The sequence below is a fragment of the Prosthecobacter sp. GW821-HT29F12 genome (genome assembly GCF_058803405.1).
Genome location: NZ_CM179517.1, coordinates 5,503,152 through 5,526,106 on the forward strand (window position 1 = coordinate 5,503,152; position 22,955 = coordinate 5,526,106).

Below are 22,955 nucleotides of genomic sequence, written 5' to 3' on the forward strand. Positions count from 1 at the left end.
CGTTTATCCTCCGGTCTGTTTCGCGCGGCACACGCTGCAGATTTCATCACCGGAGTCCAGCACCCGGAAGTCCAGCTGCGCATCATCCAGCTCCGTCTTTTTGCAGACCGAGCATTGGTGGAAAAAGGTGCCCTGCGGGAGCTGTGCAGACTCAAACTTGCCACGGCGTGAGGCGATCTGCGCCATGCGCGCACGTTCGCTCAGGAATCCGGGGCCGAAAGCGATGAAAAAATTCAGGTGTCCCACCAGCACCGGGAACAGCAGCGAGGACTCACGCATCACCAGAAAGGCCGTCATCCCCGCAGTCAAAGCCGCCACCCACTTCATTTTGATCGGCAGGATGAAGTAGATGTAGATTTCCTCATTCGGATACAGGGACGCAAAGGCGAACAGCAGGGTCTGAAAGAGAAACATTCCCGAGGCAGGCCAGTGAAACAGCAGCGCTCCTAGAGTGACGGCAATCATCCAGCCGATGATGTAGAGATTGACCCGGAACGCTCCCCAGGCCGATTCCAAACCACGGCCAATCCACATCATGAACATCGCGCCGATCAGCGCCCAAATAAGGGAAAAATTCCCGGGGATGAACACATGGGTGACCAGCCGCCAGACCTCGCCGTGCATCACCCGGATCGGATTCAGCTCAAGAAACTGCAAATACGCCGCCGCACCCTCCGGCGACATCACCATGACCATGAAGAGCACCAGCAGTTGAAACGTGGCGATGACCTGCACCAGGCCTGGAATGGCGAAGCGGCCGAATTTGGACTCTAATTGAGGAATGAGGGACATGTCTGGGGGGGTTGGTAGTCCGGTTTCAGCCCGGAGCCAAGAGAAGAACGAACGTCACACACAGCGCGGCTATCCAATCGCGTGCGCCGAAGCGATCTCCATCACCGGTAAAGCGCAGCAGTTTGAACAACGCACCCGTCGGGCAGCCGTAGCGGCAGTACGCCAGCGGGGTGAAAAGTGACACCAGCAGACCGCCGATGGCGATCCCGATGCTCGCCCAGCCCGCCACGCGAAACAGATACGCATCAAAGGGCTCCAGCGCGTTTAGATTAACCGGCAGCGCGAAGGCCACGCTGAACAACACCAGCGCCAGCAGCACGAAAGGCAGTTTGGACAGCAGCTTGTCCACCACCTTCGAGGGCGACCACTGCCACGGCAGCCGGCGGACGAGGAGCTGCTGCAACGCACCGTGCGGGCAGATGTGGTGGCAGTAGAGCTGCTTGCTGGTGAACACCGGCCCCAGCAGCGCCACGGCAGCCAGCAGCACCAGCCCATGCGCGTTTTTCCAAGGGGTGCCGTGTGTCGCCCAGCCTGCAAGCAGTCCTTGGGAGAGCATCTCACCCGCAATGAAGCCTCCATAGATCACCAGCAGCGCATGATGCAAATGGCGGCACCATGCACGGCCCCGCAGCGGGGTGAAGGCCATGACCAAAGCCGCCAGCAAGATGGCCACATGGCCTGTATCCTGCCAGCGCCAGCGAATCTGCTGCCACCAGCCGCTGCGGGCCTCCTGCTCATGCAGCAGCGACTCAGCTCGCACCCGCACCCCTTCGGCGATGCCGTAGCTCGTCTGCGTAGCGCCGGAAACGCCTTCCACCCCGGCGGCATTGAAGTCGATGTGAGCGATCTTCTCCGTCGTCATGCCATCAAACGTTTTCAAAAACGCCGGATCGCCTGTGACGTAGCCCACATACTGCTCCGTGTCATAGCTCCGCCGCAGCGCGATGCCAAGCAGCGTCGTGCCACCAGCATCCATCAGCATGAAGGTGTCGCTCGGCCCTTTGTAGCCGACCGTGCCATCTGAGGCAGGCGCCGTGCGCACCGCCAGCGCGATCACTGTGCCTTTCTCATCCAGCACTTCCTGTGAACCCGGATGCTGTTTGGAGTCACGCAGTTTCACCGCCCGAGGTTCAAGCTTTTTGACTTCCTCCAGCGTGATCGCGTCAGGAAACCGCAGCGAGGTCGTCGCGCTTTTGCCCAGGCGGCGCAGCACCCCTTCGGCAATCGCGCTGCTCGTCAGCGTCGCCCCGGAAACGGCCTGCGGCAGCAGGCTCGAAAGCTCCGCCGCCTTCTTGCCCGTGAACTGCTTGAAGAACGAGCGTTCGCGCACCACCTCGGCCAGATGATCCGTCGTATCGCCGCTGCTCAGGATGCGCAGCCCCAGAACTTTGCCACGTGAGTCCAGCGCGATGAGCGTGTTCGTCGGCCCCGAGTAGCCGATGATGTCATCCGCTTCCGGCGAAGTCTGCATGACATGGCCGAGCGTGATGCCCGAGGCATCCTTCACCGCCTGCATGCCGTTCTGAGGCGTCAGAGCCGCTGCGGCAGGAAAAAAATCCCGCACCCGGTCCACCGTCAGCGCCACCGCCGCAGGAGAGTGTGAGCGCCGGATGGCCATGACCGCCAGTGCCAGCAACGCCACGCGCCAGAGGCGCAGTGCGAGGGAGGGCCAGTGGCGGTTCTTGGGCATGGGAAAGAGTTAGAGGAGGGGCTGCCAATGACGAACGAGTAAAACCGAATGACTAAATAATGTCGAATGACGAATGCTGGTTAGGCAGAGGGGGATGAGTAAAAAGGTAAAAAATTTTGAGGTGGAGGTTTGGGGGAAGGCGATGGATGTTTTGAAACTGCCCGGCCACTTTTTTCGGCATCCAGCCGTCACTCGCGCAGATCCAGCACCCAGGCGGGGCCGCAGCGGTGGGTGAGGATGAGGTCGGCGGCGAGGTTGTACCAGCAGGCTGCGCCATCGATCACCATGGCGTCGGAACTGACGACGACGGCGTCGCGTGCGGCGATGAGATCGGCGTCGGGGTTGAAAACGGCCTCCACCGTCCAGGGCCAGCCATGCTGCTCGGCCAGCTCACGAATGCGTCCCGCCAGGCGGCCGCTGTTGGAGACGGGCTTGTCCAGCAGCCAATGTACGGAGGAGGTGTGGAGTTCGGCGAGGCGGGCGGCGGCGAGGGCCAGCGCGGCGTCGGTCTCTACCACGGCGTGGTAGGAGCCGTGGACGGCGGACATGTCACGCAGGCAGCCGTCCCGGCAGCGCAGCAGCACGCCGCCGCTGAGGGCGGCCTCCAGGCTCACCAGCAGATTGAAGCCGTCCACCATGAGTGTGCGGCCGCGCAGGGCCTCCGCTGGCAGGTGCTGCTGTGCGCGTGCCTCGCGTGCCGCGTCTGAGCAGGCGGCACGGCTTGCGGCCAGGCGCTGGCGTTCCCGCAGTTGGTGGCGGTCACCCACCAGCTTCACGGCCGAGTTCATCGCATAGCCACGGCTCAGGAGCCAGGAGAGCTCCGCCACCGCCTGCCGGAGGGCGGGTGCTGCCTCCATGCTGAAAAGTTCCTCGTCCGCCGGATGCCTGCCACGATGTCTGTCCGCGCTGCTCATGCTGGTAAAAATGAATGCCGATGGCGGTCATTCTACAGAGCCCGTTCGTTCGTGCGGGTAAAAAAATGAGGCGCGGGACCGATGAGGGCCTCGCGCCTGACAATCACTTTTTGTGGCAGGCTCTTCCTAGAGGGGTCGAGCTTTGTGTCGGTGATCACTGAATTATCGTGCCGGGTGGGAGGTGCGGATGTGGGGAATGGCAGTTATTTTTTTTGAAATGACAGCGAGGATGCGGGAATCCTGGCGCGGCGGGATGCGGCGAGCCAGAGGTAGGATCGAGCTAGAGCGGCGGCTGTGTACAAAATGCCCGCATCTTTTCTTTGGGTGTGGGGCGGTCGATGAGATTGAGTATCACCCGCATCAAAGTGGATTGGACGTAATAGGTTGAACCAATGACAGGCTGTGGAAAAGTGAGGGCTCTGACGCTGAGAGATTCTGTTGCATGAAGCGCATCCACAGCCTGCTGGTCGTTCTGTTGTTGCTTGCCTACGCTGGCACAGCCACTGCGATCATGCCCGCAGTGTTTGCAGCGCTCGCAGAGCTGGATGGCAGCCATCGTGTTTTGATCTGCCGGACAGAGCAGGGCATGCAGGTGCGACTGCATCACCGTGAGGATGATTTCACGCCTGAGGTTTGCGACCACGCCGGGCTGCTGGCAAAGTTGGTCGTCAGTTTCTGCCATCCCGCGGAGGAGGGAGACCACAGTCTCTCCACCAATCAAGTGACCGGAACCCTGACGGGTCCTGACGATGAAGCGAAGAAGTTCATCAAGGACAAGCAATGCTCCAGTCTGGAAATGGTGGATTATGACACCCGGCAGGCGAGTGTGATCCTTGAGGTGGTTTGCAGAAACACGCTGCGTGATTTCCACCACAACCGCGCCGTGGCTTTGCGGGAGATGGCCACCGTACGGCTGTTGATTTGATTTCTGAATAGGATGTGCGCGGCAACTAAACCGCACATCATCAGCGTATATCGCAGGCGGTGCGCTTGCGCCCTGAGCTGAACTGCACCCTGTCCACGTCCGACCCAGAATCGAGTGCCATCGGACGATTTACTCTATCAATGGCAGCCCGGCTGCCCCCTGCTCTTTCACGTTTGTTTTATGAAATTTTCCCTCTGTTTGTTATGTCTCATGGCCGGTTCCGTACTGGCCGACACCACCCAATGGTCCGGCACCAGCCAGATCTCCTTCGATGGCACCTCCACGCTGCATGACTGGGGGGGCAAGGTGGCTGCGAAACCTTTTGCCACCACCGTCACCACGGATGCCGCCGGGAATCCCACCCGTGTGGTGGCCACAGTGACCGTCGAAGTCGCGAAGATGGACACCGCCGAGGCCAAGCGTGATGAAAACATGCGCAAGGCCATGCAGGCCGCAGCTCATCCCCTCATCACCGGCGTCATCGACACCCCCTTCACCGCCATCCGGCAGGGAGATGCGGCACCTTCCAAGCTCCCATTGAAACTCACCATGCTGGGTAAAACGCAGACGATCACGGGCCGGATCAGCCAATGGAAGCAGCAGGGTGACAAGGCCACCTTTGACCTGGACTTCGATCTCTCACTCAAAAAGAGCGACATCAAGGTCCCCTCTGTGCTGCTGTTCATCCGTGTGGGTGATACGATCAAGGTGCATGCCGCTGTCTCCCTCAAACGCAATCCATCCTGATCATGCCTGCTTTCATTCATCACATTGCCACCGAGACGCCGGACTTCATCTACAGCAATGAGTTCACGCGGGAGCGCATGAAGAACTGGGTGTCCGAGCCGCGGGCCAAACGCCTGATCGACATGATCTACGAGCGCACCGGCATCGAGACGCGCTACAGCGCCTGCGACGACTTCATGAAGGAAGACGGCGGGCTCTTTCACACACTGCCGGATGGCACCATGAACTCGCCCACCACGGGTCAGCGCAACGCCCTTTATGCCAAGGCCTCGCGCGAACTCGCGGTGAAGTTGGCGCACAAGGCCCTGGCCGAGTGTCCACATTTCGCCAAGAGTGACATCACGCATGTGGTGTTCGCCTCCTGCACCGGCTTTTCCAATCCGGGGCCGGATTACCACATCATCCGTGATGTGGGGCTCAATGAGAATGTCGAGCGCTACACCATCGGGTTCATGGGCTGCTACGCCGCCTTTCCCGCGCTGCGCATGGCAGCCCAGTTTTGTGAGGCCAATCCGCAGGCCGTGGTGCTGGTGATGTGCCTCGAGCTCTGCTCCCTGCATCTGCAAGTCAGCGGCAAACCGGAGAGCATCGTGGCCAATGCGCTGTTTGCCGATGGTGCGGCTGCTGCCATCGTCAGCGCCCGGGAGCCGGCGCATGACCGCCCCTACTACCGGGTGCATGGCTTCCATTCGGCACTCGTGCCTTCCAGTGAGGCGCACATGGCCTGGGACATTGGCGACCACGGTTTCAACATGGTGCTCTCGGCCTATGTGCCAGATCTCATCGGCAGCAACATCCGGGAGATCCTCGGCGGCATCCTCGACAAGCGCGGCCTCACACCAGCGGATATCGACGAGTGGGCGGTGCACCCGGGAGGCCGTGCGATCCTCGACCAGATCGAAGAGCAGCTCTCCCTTCCTCCCGCCGAGCTGGAGATGTCCCGCAGCGTGCTGCGTGACTACGGCAACATGAGCAGCCCGACGGTGATGTTTGTTCTCAAAGGTTTCCTCGAAGAAGCGGAATCCGAGCGTACCATGACCTGCGCCATCGCCTTTGGTCCGGGACTCACGGTGGAAACGGCGGTGCTGGAACGCTGCGGCGCGGCGATCCCGGCCGCTCAAAAAGCCCAGCATGATGCGCTGGCACACATCGTGGTATGAAACCGGGAAATGACAGTGCGAAAAGCGCGACCGACTACGATGTGATCATCGTGGGCGGCGGTCCTGTGGGCCTGCTGCTGGCCTGTCTGCTGAAGCAGCAGGGCTTGCGTCTACGTGTGCTGGAGCGGCGTGAGGAGCCCATCGCGCACTCGGCCGCCATCGGCATCACACCACCGTCCTTGCAGATCATCGACAAGCTCGGTCTTGCGGCTGAGTTCATTGCCAGCGGATTGAAAGTGCGTGACTGCTTTGTGCACGGCCAGCGTGGCAGGCTCGGCTGCGTTTCGTTTCGTGAGATTCCGGACGTGCACCGCTTCATTCTTTCACTGCCGCAGGTCACCACCATCGCGATCCTGCAGAAGCACCTCGGGCAGGAGTTCATCGAGCTCGGCTGTGAAGTGAGTGATGTGAGGCAGTTTGAGGATCATTGCAGCGTGCAGGCAGGCGGACGCACGCGCACCGCACGCTTCGTGATCGCGTGTGATGGCAGCCGCAGCCGCGTGCGCGAGTTGATCGGCATGCGGGCACCGGGCCACGTTTATGACTGTCACTTTGTCATGGGAGATTTCATCGACCGCTCCGGCCTTGGCGATGAGGCGCATCTGTTTTTCACAGCCACGGGCTCGGTGGAGTCATTTCCGCTGCCCGGTGGCCAGCGGCGCTGGGTGGTGCAGACGGACACGCGTCTGGATCATCCGCCGCCCGGGCTCGTCAGTGAGCTGACCCGGCAGCGCACCGGCATGGACGTCCCTGTCGCCGATCAGGTCAACGAAAGCGTCTTCACGCCACGGCGCTTCAATTCGGATCGCTATTACGAAGGGCGCGTCATTCTTTGCGGAGATGCCGCGCATGGCATGAGCCCCATCGGCGGCCAGGGCATGAACACCGGCTTTGCCGACGCAGAGTTCCTCGCCGCCATCCTCTGCCAGGCCGATCCGCTGAAGCTGCTGCCCGCCTACAATCGCTACCGCCGCAAGGCTGCCAAGACCGCCACCTTCCGCGCTGAGTGGGGCATGTGGCTGGGCACCTGGCGCGGTAAAGCGCTCTCCGTGTTGCGCGATGTCATCTTGAAGTTCCTGCTCTGCCAGGGCCCCGTGGCCAGACACATGGGATCGTTTTATGCGATGCTCACGATCCCCTTCAACACCCTCCAACGCGTCCCTGCGGCAAGCCTGCAGCCACGCCCGCTTTAAATCATGACCACCACGTCCGAATACACTCCCACCATCGACGGTGCCGCCTCCCATTACGACGACCTTGACCAGTTTTACCGCGAGATCTGGGGTGAGCACATTCACCACGGCGTCTGGCTGACCGGTCGGGAAACCGACAAGGAAGCGGCGGAAAACCTCATCAAAATCGTCGCGGAACTGGGCCATCACAGTCCCAATCAGGAAGTCTGTGACATCGGCTGCGGCTACGGCACCACGGCTAAAATCCTGGCGCAGAACCATGGGGTCAACATCACCGGCATGACCATCTCGGCGGTGCAGCTCGCCTACGCCCAGGCCAACAACTCAGTGCCCGGCAAGACCCACTTCATGCTGCGGGACTGGTATGACAACCAGCTGCCTGACAACCACTTCGACATCGTGCAGACCGTCGAAAGCCTGGAGCACATGCCCGATCTGCCCACCTTTTTCCGCGAGTGCTACCGCGTCATGAAACCGGGCGGCCGGCTGGTGGCCACGGCCTGGATGTCCTGTGAGAATCCCAGCGCCTTTGCCAAACGCCATCTCATTGACGCCATCACCCGGGAGACCCAGATCGCCGGGGTGCGGCCTGAGAGTGAATTTCGCGCCGCCACGGAGGGAGCAGGTTTTGTAAACTACCAGTTCAAGGACTACGCCAGACAGGTCAAGCGCACCTGGCCGCTCTGCGCCCTGCGCACCGTGAAAGGACTGCTCACCAAAGCGCACTACCGCCGTTTCCTGTTCAGTTCCAAGAATCCGAACCGTATATTCGCCCTGACTTTGTTCCGCATCTGGCTCGCCTACGAGCTCGGAGTCCAGCGTTACGGCGTCTTCACCGCTGAAAAGCGTTGATCCACCACCAGAATTGACTAAACACAGCCATGCCCGTAAGCGAAGATCGAAAACAAGAAATCACCAAATCTCTTAAACGTTGCAGTGAAGAGACTGTGGCGGCGGCCTTGCGCTTTGAAGAGAGCAAGAACCTTGATGAGCTGGACGCCATCATTCTCGGTGTGCTGGCGCGTGATGCGGCCAATCCACGTCCTGATGGTGTGGCATCGGTCACGGATGACATGAAGCTGATCGATGACATTGGCATGGATTCCTTTGGCATGATCGAAGTGGTGATGACGGCGGAAGAAGTGCTCGGTCTGACGATCGCCACGGAAGAGTTGAGCGGCATTATCACGCTGGGCGATCTGAAGAAATTCCTCCGGGCCAAATTCGGCGCGAGCCTCTCATGAAGCGGGTTGTCGTCACCGGACTGGGGTTCATCTCCAGCATCGGCAACAACCGTGCGGCGGTGACGGAAAGCCTGCGCGAAGGCCGGTCTGGCATTGAGTTCGTTCCAGAACTGGCCGCCGCCAATGACCGCGTGAAGCTCGCAGGTACGGTGAAGGGCTTTGAGTTCCCCACCTCTGATCCGCTCGACTGGACTTTTCCCGAACATGTAAAGCTGAACCGTGCGCAGCTGCGCACCATGGTTCCCAATGCCGTGTTTGCCTATGCTTCCATGCAGGAGGCCATTGCTGATGCCAGACTCGAGCCGGCACAGGTTTCAGATCCGCAGACCGGCATGTACTGTGCTTCGGCCGGATCGCCTTGGTTGACCTATGTGGCGATGGATTCGGTGATCAAGCGCGGGCCGGCGCGTACTTCGGCACCGATGGTCATCACCGGCATGCCGAATTCCCTCCACTTGAATCTCACGGCCCTGTTTGCCATCAAAGGCGCCACCCTGGCTTTCAACAGCGCCTGCGCATCTTCCTCGCACGCCCTCGGGCATGCCTGTGACATGATTCGGATGGGCCGGCAGAAAACCATGTTCGTCGTCGGTGCCGAGGATGCCCAGCTGCTGCATACCGTTTTGCCCTTTGCTTCACTGCGGGCCTTGAGCTCTCAAACCGACCCTGCTTTGGCACCGCGTCCGTTTGATGCTGCACGCGATGGCTTCATCACCACCGGCGGTGGTGTGACGCTCGTGCTTGAAGAAGCTGAACACGCCGCCGCACGCGGTGCCACGGTTTACGCCGAGGTCACAGGCTGGGGCCAGGGCTCGGACGGCTACGATGTGGTGGCACCGGACCCAAGCGGCAGCGGCCTGGCGCGTGCCATGACCAACGCCCTGCAGGACGCCAGTCTGGAGGCTGCGGCGGTCGACTACATCAATGCACACGGCACCGCCACGAATGCAGGAGACATCGCCGAGCTAAGCGCGCTGAAAACCGTCTTCACCGGTGATGCCAGACCCAAGGTCAGCAGCACCAAGGCGCTGACCGGTCACGGGCTCTGCCTTGCAGGAGCCCTTGAGGCTGGCATCTGCTGCCTGGCTCTCAAGGAAGGCTTCATGCCGGTGTCAGCAAAGATCCAGAATCTCGATCCTGCGTGCGAAGGTGTGGACATTCTCACGAGTCCGACGGACAAGGCCCCACGCGTGGCGATGAGCAATTCCAGCGGCTTCGGCGGCTCGAATGTGGCGCTGATTTTCTCGCTCACTTGATCCATTTCCATTTCGCGAACTGGAAGTAGAGCACGGGCAGCAGCAGGAGCGTGAGCACCGTGCCAAACAGCAGGCCAAAGATGTGCACCGCCGTGAGCGGCCGCCACAGTTCACCCCCGGTGACAGCGAGCGGAATCAGCCCGCAGACCGTGGCAAATACCGTGGCCAGCACCGCCCGCAGCCGCACCAGTGCCGCGTGCATGAGCGCACTCTCAAGCGGGACACCGGCGGCACGCTCCTCCTCAATGAAATCTGAAAGCACGATGATGTGGCTGACGATGACCCCGGCGAGGCTGACGATGCCAATCAATGCCATGAAGCCAAACGAGGCATGTGTGGTGGCAAGACCTGTGAAGGCACCGATCAACCCCAGCGGCACGGTGAGCATCACTACGAGTGATTTCATGACGGAACGAAACTGGATGACCATCGCAAGGGCGATGAGCGCGAGGGAGATTTTCAAGACGCGTTCCATCTCGCGCTGGCTGTTGCGCAGTTCGCGCTCCTCTCCGCCGAACTCGATGCCGGTGCTGGGGAATGCAGTGCGCGCACGATTCAGGATGCCGGAAGCGAGAACACCGAAGGGTGCGAGCGCTTTGACGGTGACGGTGCGCTGCTGATTGATCCGGGTGAGAATGCCCGAATCGTCGTGGACTTTGTAAGCGCCGGCGGCGCGCAATGCGTCCGCGACCTGGGCGGTCTTCGCCTGCAAATCAGGGCCGCTGATCTCGATTTGAATCGGTGTTTCGAGCGCGGGTCCCTGCTCGATCTGTTTGACGAGGCATAGCGCCTCCTTGATCTCGCGGTCAAAAACTTCGCGCAGGCGCACGATCAATGCGGGCACGTCCTCGGCCCGCCGCGTGTTCACCAGCACCTGCGCCACGTTCGCAGCGGGCTGGCGCGGCAGGACGTTGTAATAGAACATCGGCATGCCACCGCCACTGACGATGACGGCGCTTTGGATGGCCGCTTCCTGCTGCAGATGTTTACTGATTTGCGCGGTGACCTTCTGGGTTTCCTCGATGGTGCTTCCTTCCGGCAACTGAAGGTCGATGAGGAACTGATTGCGCTCGGCGACGGGGAAGAACTGTTTGCCAAAAAAAGGTACGAGCGCCGTGCTGGCCGCGAGGAGGCCGTAGGCGGCGATGATGGTGAAGAGCGGGTGGCGCAGTGCGAGCTGCAGCGCGGATTTGTAATGCGGAACAAGGCGGTGAAGCGGATGCGAACCTGTGACCGCGTCAAAGCCCTTCTGCCCGCGCAGCAGGTAGTAGCCCAGCAGCGGAATGAAGGTCATCGAAACAATGCGCGAGGAGACCAGCGCCAGGGTGATGACGATGGGCAGCGAGATGATGAACGCGCCCATGTCTCCGGGCAGCAGCGCGAGCGGCAGGAAGGCAACGATGTTGATGATCGTGCCAAAGAAAATGGCGCGCCGCAGTTTGAAGGGCCCGAGCCACGCGGCGATGCCGCGCGGCCGACCGTCGGCGAGTTCACGGTTGATGCCATCCGAAGCCACCACGGGATCATCGACAAGCATGCCCAGCGAGATGATCAGTGCGGCGATGGAGATCTGCTGCAGGGGCACATGCAGCGCCGCCATGCCACCGAGAGTCATCGCGATGGTCAGCGGAATCGCCACGGCGACCACGAATGCGGTGCGCCAGTCCATGAGCAGCAGCGCCACCAGCACGACCACGACCACCGCCTCAATGAAACAACGCAAAAATTCACTGATGCGATGCGCGGTGGCCGCAGGCTGATCAGAGACGGTGATGACTTTGACGCCATCGGGCAGCGTCAGGCTCCCGATCTTGGCAAGCACGGCCGCCTTGAAGTCATGAATGATGTTTCCCGTCTTCATTTCCACGGCGACCAGAACGCTCGTGGCAGGAGTCAGTGGCCCGCTCTTGTCTCGTTGCAGCGTTCGTGCGCTGTAACCCGCTGCCACCATGTCTTCGAACGAAGTGATTTCCTCCGGTGCATGGCCAAACTGACGGATTCGCCCAGTGCTGAGAACGCTCTTGAGTTCCTTCTCGATCACATCGGCCGCTGCCGCCGCTTCATCCCCAAGCACGGCGAAGAGCAGCGTGGCGGGGAGCTGGTAGTCTGTTTCGAGGCGAGGCTCTTCACATCCTTCGGGCAGCTTGACCGCCTGCAAAAGCTCCCGCGTTTTTTGCCACTGCTGGTCGATGACTTGTTTCCGGTCCGCATGGAGCCGGATGACGATGGTGGAGATGTTGTCCTTGGACTGTGACTGCAGCTTTTCGAGCGTGGGGAGCTGTGTAAGCGCGGCCTCAAGTTTCGCGGTGACCTCTTGCTCGATCTGAGCCGCAGTGAACTCCGGATGCACGGTGACCAGCACCGCATCATGGGTGGGAAATGTCGGGTCCTCCTGCTGCGGCAGGCTTTGAAAGGAGAGCCAGCCCCAGACAAGCACCGCGATCATCGCCAGCCAGCCAAACAGCCGGTGTTCGACGAAAAACCGGGCGATGCCGCCGTGTGAAGGAGCTGTTGCGGGAGACGAATCCATGGGGGCTGTGGCTGACTTAGTTTTCGGCGTGACACGGCTGCTCCGCAATGGCGCACGTTGCGCATTGGATGGCTGCATTCATGGAATAGCAGCCGATCCGCCCCCCAAGTAAGCCGCTAGAGGCATCCTGAGAGCGGGTGTGCTGCGTTGTCTTCATCGACTTGATGACATGATGAAAGACCGCGTGATCCTGCCCGAACTCCTCGACTTGCTGCCGCAGGACGATCCCGACGCCATGCGTGCCCGGGATGAAATGCTGCAGGTCAACGCCCTCATGGGCAATCATCGCTGGATCGAGCGCATGGTTCGCCGCCATCGCGAATGGGGCTGGCGCATCACGGAGCTGGGTGCGGGAGACGGGGCGCTGTCCATGCGCCTGCTGGCATCAGGCTGTTGTACCGCAGCCAGCCTGCATGCCTTCGATTTGGCGCCCCGGCCACGGCACTGGCCCAAGGCGGCGCATTGGACGTGTGGCGACGTGTTAAAACAGAGGCTGCCGGAAACCGAGATCGTGGTGGCGAATTTGTTCCTGCATCAATTCACCGGAGAGGAACTGCGCCTGATTGGCTCGCAGCTGTCCTCCGTGGCACGCTTGATTGTGGCCTCCGAGCCGGCCCGCCGCTGGATTCACACCTTCACCGGCAGGTTGTTTTGCGAGCTGGCGGAGCTCAATCATGTGCAGCGCCATGACATGCAGGCGAGCATCCGTGCGGGATTTCGGGGTGACGAACTGCGGGAGGCGCTGGCACTGGATTCCACCTGGCAGACCTGTGTTAGCAATCATCCGTGCGGGGCCTATCGTTTCATGGCGTGGCGCTGAGAGCCCGTCAGTGAGGCGATGACACCCGTTGCCGTGGGGCGTGACTGCATTCATACTGCGGCACATGATCCGGCCCCACACGCCGCCAGAAACGCCCGAAGACAAGCCAGCGCACCGCGGAGAAGCGGGTGGCGCATGGGCGTCCCCCTGGGAGCTGGATCTCGAATGGCTGGATGCCCCGCCCGGAAAAAAGAAACGCTACATCGAGGAGAAAAAGCGGCCTGCGCCGAAAGAGCCCAAGGTCGTACCCAAGCCGCCGGTGGAAACGCCGCCTCCAGTGGAGGTGGAAAAAGTGCCCGCCGCACCGCGCCAGGCACCCCCTTCCCGGCTGGTCACAAAGCCCCGGCCCAAACCGTCGGTTGAACGCGAGGCCTCATGGTCCACACTGGCCATCCTGAGCATGGGCTTGCTGGCCTTGGTCTTCATCGCCTGGCTCTATGTGGACGATCAGGCTCCGGGCCTGGATACGGACCTTCTCTTGATCCGGCCGGTCGATCAGGCGGCTACAATCCAAACCCCCGACAAGCTGCGCAAGTTTTTGAATGCGCTGATCCCGTTTGAAGACAAACGGCTCGCAGGCAAACCACCATGGCTGTGGGACACCCCGACGCTCTCGCGCTTCGTGCAGTCCAACGCCACCACTCTCGAGAATCTGCGTGATCTGCTGGAAGACGCCGACTGGCATCCCACGCACGCCGCATGGCATGCTGCGGACCCATGCGAGAATCCGCGCTGGCATCAGGTGCTGGTGCTCAAGCAGGCGGAGGCCGCCTATCTCTCCCGCCGCATGCAAGAAGAGGCGGCGTTCACTGCGGCCATCGATCTCGCGGAACTCGGCTGGCGGCTGGAGCAAATCTGGGCCTGGCCCTCCTGCTACCAACGCGCGCTGGAGGCACAGACTCTCGCCGCACAAACGCTCGCCGATCTGCTGCGGCAGACGAAGCTGCCAGAGGCCGCGCTGCGGCAGTTTCAGCGCCAGTTCAATGTCTGCCAGCCCACGACAGAGGTGCTGGAAGGCGCGATGAATGCCTTCTACGTGCATGAGAAAAAACTCATCCTCGGCCCGAAGAGCGGCGAGAATCTCGACACCATGCCCGGCGGAGTTCAGCTGCATCGCCCGGGCCGGTTGTTTTTCAAACCCTATGAAACCCTGCAGCATTTTGCCACGGCATTCCGGCAGATGAAAACGGAAGTGCAGGCGCCTCTGGCGCATACCACCGAAGTGCGCCTGAAAGACGACGCTGCCTCCGGAGCTTCCTACCAGCCCAATTCCGCCGGGCTTGCCTACTACCATCAGCGCATGAAGACCTACACCCCTCTGCCCGCTGAGCTTGGAAAGGTGCGCACCCGCGGAAATTTGATCGTCACCTTGTTCGCCGTACGTCGCTGCATTGCAGAGAAAAAATCAGTGCCCGCCAACCTCGAACAACTGCGCACTTTCAACTTCCTGCTCGACGTGCCTGTCGATCCCTACACCGGCGCTCCGCTGCAATACAGCCTCGCACGCGGTCTGATCTGGTCCGTGGGCAATGATCTCAAATCCGTCAACGGCTCGCCCACCGAACCGCCCATGAACGATGCTGCCGAACCCACCGTGGAACTCGGCATCGCCGTGGCGGCGGTGGCGAAGTAGGGGGCAGTGCGGAGGCTTGCATTCAGCACATCAGCCCCATAGAATTTTGCATGGCTGTTTTGTCTCCATTGCCCGAGCCGCCCGCCTTCATGCGCAATCGCACGACGGTGGAGGAGTTGTACCGGCTTTATGAAACGCGTGACCCGGCGGATACGCAGCGGATGGAACTCATCGAAGGAGAGATTGTCTTGATGATGCCGCCTGCTCCTCTGCTGAGTGCATCAAACACTCAAACGAACTGGTTGATGACTCAAAAAGTGGGAGACGCCTATCGGGTGCGCTGCAAGCATCCGATTCGTATCAATCGCCACAATGAACCGCAGCCGGATATCGCGGTGGTCAAGCCGCGCAAGGATGCGTACGCGCTTTCGCATCCGTCTCCTGATGATGTGCTGCTCATCATTGAGGTGTCAGACACCTCCTTGGAATTCGATCTGAACTCCAAGCGCCACACCTATGCCAAAGCAGAGATCGCGGAATACTGGGTGTTGGACGTGAACTCGCTGGAGCTGCACGTTTTTTTGAATCCTTGGGAAGGTGATTACACGCAGCACGCAACCTACAAGGGTGATGCCGAAGTGGCCTGCACGACGATTGCTGATCTCAAGGTCAGCGTGCGCGAGCTTTTGCCTGGGATTTGAGAACAGCGGACTGACTACTTTTTCCACCGCATGCAGCGGAAGGGATGGTCATCGATCAGGTTCGCCTGCACGCCGGTGAGGCGGTCGGCATGAAAGAACTGGACGCCGACGTAGTGGTAGATCGGGATGATGACGGCTTCGTCGGTGACGAGCAGCTTTTCAGCCTGCTGAAACAGCGTGTTGCGCTTATTCAAATCAGCTTCACGCGCGGCTGCGGCGATGAGGGCGTCGTATGAAGCGTTTGCGAAGCCGGTGCGGTTGTTGCCGCTGGATGAGAGGAACATCTCCAAAAACGTGCCGGGATCGTTGTAGTCGCCCACCCAGCTGCTGCGGCAGAGGTGGTAGTTTTTCTCCTTCATCGATGCGAGGTAGATCTTCCATTCCTGCTTCGCCAGATCCACGCTGACACCCAGGTGCTCCTGCCACATGGCCTGCAATTCCACGGCGATGTTGCGCTCGACGGGTTTGGGAAAGTAGAGGTACTCCACGCGCGGGAAGCCCTTGCCGCCGGGATACCCCGCTTCCGCGAGGAGCTTGCGCGCGCGTTCAGGATCAAACTCGGGGCCGGGCGGTGGCTGGTAGTTTTGTCCGGCACCGGGTGGTGTGAGACTGAAGGCGTTGCGCTCGCCCAGCTGGGTGATTTTTTCGGTCACACGCTTGCGATCAATCGCCAGCGAGAAGGCCAGCCGGATCTTCGGATTGTCAAACGGCGCACGGTTGACGTTAAAGCGGGTGAAGTAGCTTCCCAAGAAGGGACCCGTGTGGAAGTAGGACTGCTGCTTGAGTTTGACCGTCAGCGAGGTGGGTACCATCCCCTTGTCCATGATCAGATCTGCCTGGCCGGTGAGGAAGTAATTGATCGCTGTGTTCGGCTCCGAGATGGGCAGGATTTCGATGCTCTTCATCGGCACATTGGCGGCGTCCCAATAACCCTCGTTGCGGCGCAGCACGATGCGGTCATCCAGCAGCCAGTCTTCCAGCGTGTAGGAGCCGTTGCCGATCAGTGATCCCGGTTTGATCCACGCCGTGCCGTGCTTTTCAATGATGCGCTGAGGCACCGGATAGAAGGCCGTGAATGCGCAGAGGTCGATGAAGTAAGGCGTGGGGTTTTCGAGTTCGACACGCAGCGTGCGGTCATCCAGCGCCGTCACTCCCACCTGCGCGAAGTCCTTGAGCGTCCCTTCGTGGTAAGCGCGTGCGTTTTTGATGACGTAAAGCTGGCTGGCATAATCAGCGCCGAACTCGGGCGTCAGCACCCGCTTCCAGGAATAGAGAAAGTCCTGCGTGGTGAGCGGTGCGCCATCGCTCCACGTCGTATTCGGGCGCAGATGAAAGGTGTAGGTCTTGCGGTCCGACGTCATCTCCCAGCGCTCAGCCATGCCGGGCTGCGGTTTCCCCGCCTCATCAATGCGACACAGACCTTCAAACAAGGCGGAGGCGATGCGCATGCCCACTTGGTCGGTCACCACGTGCGGATCGATGCTCTCCGGCTCGGCACCGTTGATAAAGACGAGGTCTGCACGCGGCCGCGATTTGCCGCAGGCGGCGAGGGTGAGCAGAAGTGCGGCGGCAAGGGCGAAACGAATCACGCGAAAAGCTAGCACACGGTTGCGACTGTCCGCAGCACATTCCTTGCATCATGCTGCAATGATTTGCCTGCACGCAGCGTTCCCAACGCCCAGCTTTTTCCAGCCCATGCGCCTCCTCTGCCTTCTCACCCTCCTTGCCGTCACCGCCCGCGCGGAATTGAAACTCCCCGCCATCATTGGCGACAACATGGTGCTGCAGCAGAAGCAGGCGAATCCCGTATGGGGCTGGGACGCCCCCGGCACCGAGGTCACCGTGACCTTTGCCGGCCAGACCAAGACCGCCAAGGCTGGCGCGGATGGCAAATGGACCGTGAAGCTGGATGCAGTGCCGGCGAATGCCAAGCCAGCGACGATCACCATCAAGGGCAGCAGCACCAAGGAGCTGAAAAACGTGCTCGTAGGCGAGGTGTGGATTTGCTCCGGCCAGTCCAACATGGGCTTCAATCTTTCCAGCGTCTGGGATGCCGACCTCGACATCGCGCAGGCGAAGTTCCCGCAGATCCGCCTCATCTCCGTGCCGCAGGTCGGCACGCAGGAGATCCAGGACGACTTCAAAGGCCAGTGGGAGGAATGCAGCCCCGCCAATGCCGGCCAGTTCACCGCTGTGGGCTATCATTTCGGCCGCGTGCTGCATGAGATGCTCGGCGTTCCTGTCGGTCTCATTGACAATGCCTGGGGCGGCAGCGCCTGCGAAGCCTGGGTGAAGCGCGACGTGCTGGAAAAAGATCCGCGTTTTGCCTCCATCATCGCCCGCTGGAAACAGACCGAGTCCACCTTCACGAAGGAAGCCTTCGACAAGCAGGTGGCCGATCACAAGGCCAAAGTGGATGCCTGGGTGAAGGCTCGCGCTGCAGCGGTCAAGGCCGGCGAAATGTACACCGTCCCAGCTCCACGTCCGCCGCAGAATCCCATGACCGGCCAGCACCGCCCGGGCAATCTCTATGCGGGCGTGCTGCATCCGACCATTGGCTACGGCATCAAAGGAGTGATCTGGTACCAAGGCGAATCCAATGCCAGCCGCGCGAAGGAATACGGCGAGCTGTTTCCCTTCATGATCGAGCATTGGCGCAAAGAATGGCAGCAGGGGGATTTCCCCTTCTACTGGGTGCAGCTGGCCGATTTCAAGCCCTACCAGACGGAGCCGGTCGAAAGCGACTGGGCTGAGCTGCGCGAAGCCCAGACCCGCACGATGAGCAAGCTGCCCAAAACCGGCCAGTGCGTCATCACCGACCTCGGTGAAGCCAACGACATCCATCCCAAAAACAAGCGCGACGTGGCCGAGCGCCTCGCCCGCTGGGCCTTGATGAAAGATTACGACCTAAAGCTGCCCTACCGCAGTCCTGAGATCAAAGACGCGAAGTTTGAGGGTGGCAAAGCGCTGCTGACTTTTGACTACGCTCCACAGGGCCTGCGCACAGTCGATACGGATGAGGTCAAAGGTTTCGCGATCTGTGGCGAGGACAAGAAATGGGTCTGGGCCAAGGCCAGCATCATCGGCGGTTCGAAGAAAGGCACCAACCAGATCGAAGTGAGCGCCGAGGGCATCGCCAAACCCGTGGCCGTGCGCTACGCCTGGGCAGACAATCCGGTCTGCAATGTTTATTCCGCCGAAGGCCTGCCCGTGACCCCGTTCCGCACGGATGACTTTCCAATGATCACGGACCCGGCCAATCCGAACAGCGCCGAGGCCCAGAACGCCAGGCAAAGGGAAGAGATCGCGAAGCTCAGAAAAATTCAGGCAGAACAGCAGAAGGCCATCGAAGCTAAGAAAAACGCCGGGAAAAAATAGGCGCTGGTTTGCGCGGAGATTATTTCTTCAGCAAACTTGTGTTAGAAGCGGCGGACCGCGTATGTTTGTGACTTCACGTCACCCGCATGAACATCCGACCGCTTCTGCCTTTTCTCGCCCTGGTTCTGCTTCCTTCCGCCCTTTGCGCGCAACCCGCTCCGGCTCCTCCCGCAGCAAACCCGGCCATCGACACAGCTTCGGGAGCATGGGAAGGCATCGTCAACATCGATGTTTCAGTGCTGGTCCCCGACTACCGGGAGCCGTGGAACGCCGGCCAGCCCAGCGGCGGCAGCGGCACCGGATTCCTCATCGGCAAAAACCGTTTTCTGACCAATGCGCACGTCGTCAGCAATGCCACGCGCATTCTGATCCGCACCACCAACGATCCCGAGCCGCATCCGGCCAGGATCGTCCACATCGCGCATGACTGTGACCTCGCCTTGATCGAAGCCGAGGACAGCAGCCACTTTGAACAGCTCAAGCCGCTCGACTTCGGCGGCATTCCCCAGCTTAACACCGAGGTGATCGCCATCGGCTATCCCATCGGCGGTGACCGCATCTCTGTGACACGTGGCGTGGTTTCACGCATCGACTTCCGCCCTTACAGCCACACCAGCGTGGACTCCCATCTCGCCATTCAGGTGGATGCCGCCATCAATCCCGGCAACTCCGGCGGTCCGGTGATGCAGGCGGGCAAAGTCGTCGGCGTGGCTTTCCAGGGCTTCAGCGGCCGCGTGGCGCAAAACGTCGGCTACATGATTCCGGTGCCGGTCATCAAGCGCTTCCTCAAGGACATCGAAGACGGCCGCTACGATCACTATGTGGATCTCGCCGCCAGCGATTTCCCCATTGAAAATCCAGCCCAGGCCAAGGCCCTCGGCACCGGCAGCGATGGAGTAGGCGTGATGGTCGGAGATGTGGAGCCCCAGGGCAGCGTGGGCGATCTGCTGAAAATCGGCGACGTCATTCTGAGCATTGATGACAACCCGGTGATGAACAACGGCCTCGTCCGCTTTGAAGGTGAGCTGATGGACATGAATGAAATCGTCGAGCGCAAGTTCGCCGGCGACACCATCAAGCTGAAGTACATGCGCGCTGGCAAAAAACTGGAGTCCACGGTGACTCTGAAACGCTTTGATCCCTATGTCCGCCTCGGCGCCCAGTACAACCAGCGCCCGCGCTACATCGTCAATGCCGGGCTCGTGTTTCAGCCGCTGGACCGCAACCTGATGGACGCCCATCAAATGCGCGATGACACGGTGAACTACGTCTTTGACAACTTCCTGACCGACAAGCTCTACGTGGAGCGTCCTGAGCCCGTCGTGCTGACAAACGTGCTGCCGGATGAAGTGAACACCTGGATCACTCCATATGCCCACAGCATCGTGGATGAAATCAACGGCGTGAAAATCAAGACACTCAAGGATGTGGAGACGGCCCTGGCCAAGAAGGACAAGCCCTTCATCGAGATCGTGCTGCTGGAAAAAAACCGCCCGCTGGTGCTCAAGCGTGAACTCGCCGAGGCCGCCCACAAACGCATCATGGAGACCTACAACATCCTCGAAGACTCCTATCTTGGCGACGAATAGCCGCGTGATCCGACTTTGAACCTTTCAGCCTCGACGCATCCATGAAGCTCTCCCCGATTTTCCTTTTTCTCGCACTTGGTGCCTCCACTTTGTCGGCGCAGACACCCGAGACAGACGCGCCCAAAAAGAAGCGTGCCCCTGCAGTGGCAGAGGCGGGCTCTGCTCCGCAGCAGGTCGTGCAAAACAATTCGCTGGTCAGGGTGAACGCCACCTCCCAGCCCTACAGCCTGCATCTGCCCTGGCAGAAGGAATCGCCTTCGAGCCGCCGTGGACTCGGTGTCGTGCTTGCTGGCAACCGCGTGCTCGTCACCGGCCAGATGGTGGCGGACGCCACTTACATCGAGCTCGAGCTGCCGGAGAAAGGCCAGAAGATTTCCGCCAAGGTCGTGGCGGTGGATTATGAAGCCAATCTGGCCCTGCTGGAATCAGCGCCCTCCGACAAGCAGAAGGCCTTCTTTGCCGGCCTCAAGCCCATGGCGGTGGACACCAGCACGCGCATTGATGACAAGGTGGACATCTTGCAGACCGGCCGCGTCGGTGAGCTGATCAAAAGTGAGCTGAGAATCAGCAAGGTGATGACCCGCCGCTACAATGTCGAAGGCTCCGGCTTCCTCGTCTATGAGGCCAACAACATCGTTCGCAGCGAGGCCAACAGCTTCACGCTGCCGGTGGTGAAAAGCGGCAAGCTCGTCGGTTTGCTGCTGAGCTACGATTCGAAGAACCAGGTCACCACCATTCTGCCCGCGCCGATCATCGAGCACTTTCTCAAAGACGTGGCGGACGGCAGCTATGAAGGCTTCCCCAGCCTCGGCATGGAACTCCAGACCACGCTGGACGAGCAGTTCCGCGAATTCCTCGGCCTCAAGCCCGATGCCCCGGGCGTGCTCATCAGCATGGTCATGAAGGGGGGCTCGGCTGAAAAGGCCGGCATGAAGAAGGGCGATATCCTCGTGGCCATCAATGGCTTCGGCATTGATTCCCGCGGAGACTACAGGGACCCGCAATTCGGCGCCCTCAGTTCCAGCCATCTGGTGCGTGGTCGCGCCTATGTGGGTGACAAGGTCGAGATCCAGGTGATTCGCGAAGGCAAGGAAGTCACGCTCAAGGGAGAGCTCACCCGCCGCAAGCCCGATGACTTTCTCGTCCTGCCCTACCTGTTCGACAAAGGCCCGCGTTATGTGCTGATGGGAGGGCTGCTGTTTCAGGAGCTGTCCCATCCGTATCTGGACGCCTTTGGCGACGAACAGCGCGGTGGTGCCATTCTGCGCCTCTCTCGCGTCGCCTCTCATCCTGACAAGTATGAGGAGGAAGGGCGCAAAAAGCTCGTCTTCCTCAGCCTCGTGCTCCCCACTCCCAGCGCCCAGGGCTATGACAAGCTCGGCGGACAGGTGGTCAACAAGGTGAACGGCAAGGCCATCAAAGATCTCAATGACCTCAATGAGGCCTTCAAGAGCGTGAAGGACACCACGCATGTCATCGAGCTCAATGACTTCCCGCACATCCTCTACCTCGACACCACCACTGCAGCCAATGACAACAAGCGCCTGCTCGGCGGTGCCTATCGCATCGGCAGCCTGATGCGGCTGGAGTGAGTGTTACTTCACCGCACCGATCAAGGTCTGAAGGCGCGACACCTGCGCCTTCAGCAGGGTGATCTCCGCCTCCATCTTCGCGCGCCAGTCCGCATCAGATGAGTCTTCCGCCACCGGCGCCGCCGGTGCATGGGCGGAGAGTGTCGCAGCCGCTGCGCCTGCCACCTCGCCACAGAGCAGATGCATGAACTGCGCCACGCGCTGCCCCGGGCCTGCGGGAATGCACTGCACCAGCGGGCCTTCGTTGTAGCCGATCAGTTCGGCCAGTGCGTTCTCCACGCTGGGCATGTCCGGGAATTCAAACAAGCGCTCGGTGCGCTGGCGCAGTTCGCCAGCAGTCTGTGATCCGCGCAGCATCAGCATGCACAGCAGCGCCATGTGGGGGCGTTCCAGGCCTTGCAGCTTGCCCTTCAAGTTGTGCCGGTACTTCAGGGTGCGGCCGCCCACGATGTTGACTTCAAAAACATAGCCGTGGGTTTTCATCGACTCCAGCGCCCGCAGCACGGTGCGTTCATCATAGCGTACGATGGGGTCACGGTTCGTGGTCTGATTGCAGGCGGTGACCAGCGCGTTCAGCGTCATCGGATAGTAGTCCGGCAGCGTGATTTCTTTTTCGATCAAACAACCCATCACCCGCGCGGCTTCGGGCGTGAGCGTGAACAGGATGGCAGGAGTGACGGATTCGGCGGACATATGAAAATAGCTTGGGAAAAGCGATCAACATCCACGGCTGCAGGCTGCGTTCAACATCCGGTCGGGGTTGGTTTTCAAGGAATGCGAATATATTTCTGAATACATCCCGATGGGGGGCGTCGAACTCAATGTCATGAAAACGAAACTTATCCTCCTGT

General features: G+C 60.6%; 19 protein-coding genes. 13 read left to right on the plus strand and 6 right to left on the minus strand.

What is annotated here, in order from left to right; genetic code table 11:
• Positions 1–3: 3 nt before the first annotated feature.
• The 3 genes from AC3RLQ_RS22820 to AC3RLQ_RS22830 form a co-directional block, all read right to left on the minus strand.
• On the minus strand, positions 4–792 hold the full coding sequence (locus AC3RLQ_RS22820) for a hypothetical protein (RefSeq protein ID WP_493030970.1): 789 nt from the start codon (positions 790–792) through the stop codon (positions 4–6).
• A 25-nt stretch (positions 793–817) separates the two neighbouring features.
• On the minus strand, positions 818–2,482 hold the full coding sequence (locus AC3RLQ_RS22825; protein ID WP_493030971.1) for an FMN-binding protein: 1,665 nt from the start codon (positions 2,480–2,482) through the stop codon (positions 818–820).
• 188 nt (positions 2,483–2,670) lie between these two features.
• Positions 2,671–3,396: a DUF434 domain-containing protein gene (locus AC3RLQ_RS22830; RefSeq protein WP_493030972.1), complete on the minus strand. Its 726-nt coding sequence runs from the start codon at positions 3,394–3,396 to the stop codon at positions 2,671–2,673.
• A gap of 442 nt (positions 3,397–3,838) precedes the next feature.
• Here AC3RLQ_RS22830 and AC3RLQ_RS22835 point away from each other — a divergent pair, with 442 nt between their 5' ends.
• From AC3RLQ_RS22835 to AC3RLQ_RS22865, 7 genes are all read left to right on the plus strand, one after another.
• Positions 3,839–4,321 carry a hypothetical protein gene (locus AC3RLQ_RS22835; protein WP_493030973.1) on the plus strand — a complete coding sequence of 161 codons (483 nt, stop codon included), beginning with the start codon at positions 3,839–3,841 and terminating at the stop codon, positions 4,319–4,321.
• Positions 4,322–4,531: 210 nt separating this feature from the next.
• Positions 4,532–5,068: a YceI family protein gene (locus tag AC3RLQ_RS22840; RefSeq protein ID WP_493030974.1), complete on the plus strand. Its 537-nt coding sequence runs from the start codon at positions 4,532–4,534 to the stop codon at positions 5,066–5,068.
• 2 nt (positions 5,069–5,070) lie between these two features.
• On the plus strand, positions 5,071–6,228 hold the full coding sequence (locus AC3RLQ_RS22845) for a type III polyketide synthase (RefSeq protein ID WP_493030975.1): 1,158 nt from the start codon (positions 5,071–5,073) through the stop codon (positions 6,226–6,228).
• Positions 6,225–7,421, plus strand: coding sequence for an FAD-dependent oxidoreductase (locus tag AC3RLQ_RS22850; RefSeq protein WP_493030976.1), 1,197 nt, complete (start codon positions 6,225–6,227; stop codon positions 7,419–7,421). The genes AC3RLQ_RS22845 and AC3RLQ_RS22850 overlap by 4 nt, the downstream gene beginning before the upstream one ends.
• A gap of 3 nt (positions 7,422–7,424) precedes the next feature.
• Complete coding sequence (locus AC3RLQ_RS22855) at positions 7,425–8,273, plus strand: methyltransferase domain-containing protein (RefSeq protein ID WP_493030977.1); 849 nt, start codon at positions 7,425–7,427, stop codon at positions 8,271–8,273.
• Between the two features lie 29 nt (positions 8,274–8,302).
• Positions 8,303–8,665, plus strand: coding sequence for a phosphopantetheine-binding protein (locus AC3RLQ_RS22860; protein ID WP_493030978.1), 363 nt, complete (start codon positions 8,303–8,305; stop codon positions 8,663–8,665).
• Entirely contained in the window at positions 8,662–9,921 is a 1,260-nt protein-coding gene (locus AC3RLQ_RS22865) for a beta-ketoacyl-[acyl-carrier-protein] synthase family protein (protein ID WP_493030979.1), read from the plus strand. Before AC3RLQ_RS22860 ends, AC3RLQ_RS22865 begins: the two co-directional genes overlap by 4 nt.
• On the opposite strand, the gene AC3RLQ_RS22870 is transcribed toward AC3RLQ_RS22865, so the two are convergent.
• Positions 9,914–12,451 (minus strand): efflux RND transporter permease subunit, encoded by a 2,538-nt coding sequence (locus tag AC3RLQ_RS22870; protein WP_493030980.1) that lies wholly within the window; start codon positions 12,449–12,451, stop codon positions 9,914–9,916. The genes AC3RLQ_RS22865 and AC3RLQ_RS22870 overlap by 8 nt on opposite strands.
• 169 nt (positions 12,452–12,620) lie before the next feature.
• On the opposite strand from AC3RLQ_RS22870, the gene AC3RLQ_RS22875 reads away from it, so the two are divergent.
• The 3 genes from AC3RLQ_RS22875 to AC3RLQ_RS22885 all read left to right on the plus strand — a co-directional run bounded on the left by AC3RLQ_RS22875 (position 12,621) and on the right by AC3RLQ_RS22885 (position 15,545).
• The gene (locus tag AC3RLQ_RS22875) at positions 12,621–13,271 is read left to right on the plus strand and encodes a hypothetical protein (protein ID WP_493030981.1); all 651 of its coding nucleotides are present in this window, start codon (positions 12,621–12,623) and stop codon (positions 13,269–13,271) included.
• A 64-nt stretch (positions 13,272–13,335) separates the two neighbouring features.
• The gene (locus AC3RLQ_RS22880) at positions 13,336–14,904 is read left to right on the plus strand and encodes a hypothetical protein (RefSeq protein ID WP_493030982.1); all 1,569 of its coding nucleotides are present in this window, start codon (positions 13,336–13,338) and stop codon (positions 14,902–14,904) included.
• 50 nt (positions 14,905–14,954) lie between these two features.
• A complete protein-coding gene (locus tag AC3RLQ_RS22885; RefSeq protein WP_493030983.1) occupies positions 14,955–15,545 on the plus strand; it encodes a Uma2 family endonuclease in 591 nt (196 codons plus the stop codon).
• Positions 15,546–15,559: 14 nt separating this feature from the next.
• Here the strand turns inward: AC3RLQ_RS22885 and AC3RLQ_RS22890 are convergent, their stop codons facing one another.
• The gene (locus AC3RLQ_RS22890; protein ID WP_493030984.1) at positions 15,560–17,134 is read right to left on the minus strand and encodes a peptide ABC transporter substrate-binding protein; all 1,575 of its coding nucleotides are present in this window, start codon (positions 17,132–17,134) and stop codon (positions 15,560–15,562) included.
• A gap of 106 nt (positions 17,135–17,240) precedes the next feature.
• On the opposite strand from AC3RLQ_RS22890, the gene AC3RLQ_RS22895 reads away from it, so the two are divergent.
• From AC3RLQ_RS22895 to AC3RLQ_RS22905, 3 genes are all read left to right on the plus strand, one after another.
• Positions 17,241–18,923, plus strand: coding sequence for a sialate O-acetylesterase (locus tag AC3RLQ_RS22895; protein ID WP_493030985.1), 1,683 nt, complete (start codon positions 17,241–17,243; stop codon positions 18,921–18,923).
• An 86-nt stretch (positions 18,924–19,009) separates the two neighbouring features.
• Positions 19,010–20,512 (plus strand): S1C family serine protease, encoded by a 1,503-nt coding sequence (locus AC3RLQ_RS22900; RefSeq protein WP_493030986.1) that lies wholly within the window; start codon positions 19,010–19,012, stop codon positions 20,510–20,512.
• 41 nt (positions 20,513–20,553) lie between these two features.
• A complete protein-coding gene (locus AC3RLQ_RS22905; RefSeq protein WP_493030987.1) occupies positions 20,554–22,104 on the plus strand; it encodes a S1C family serine protease in 1,551 nt (516 codons plus the stop codon).
• A 3-nt stretch (positions 22,105–22,107) separates the two neighbouring features.
• Here the strand turns inward: AC3RLQ_RS22905 and AC3RLQ_RS22910 are convergent, their stop codons facing one another.
• On the minus strand, positions 22,108–22,797 hold the full coding sequence (locus tag AC3RLQ_RS22910) for a YceH family protein (RefSeq protein ID WP_493030988.1): 690 nt from the start codon (positions 22,795–22,797) through the stop codon (positions 22,108–22,110).
• Positions 22,798–22,955 lie beyond the last annotated feature (158 nt).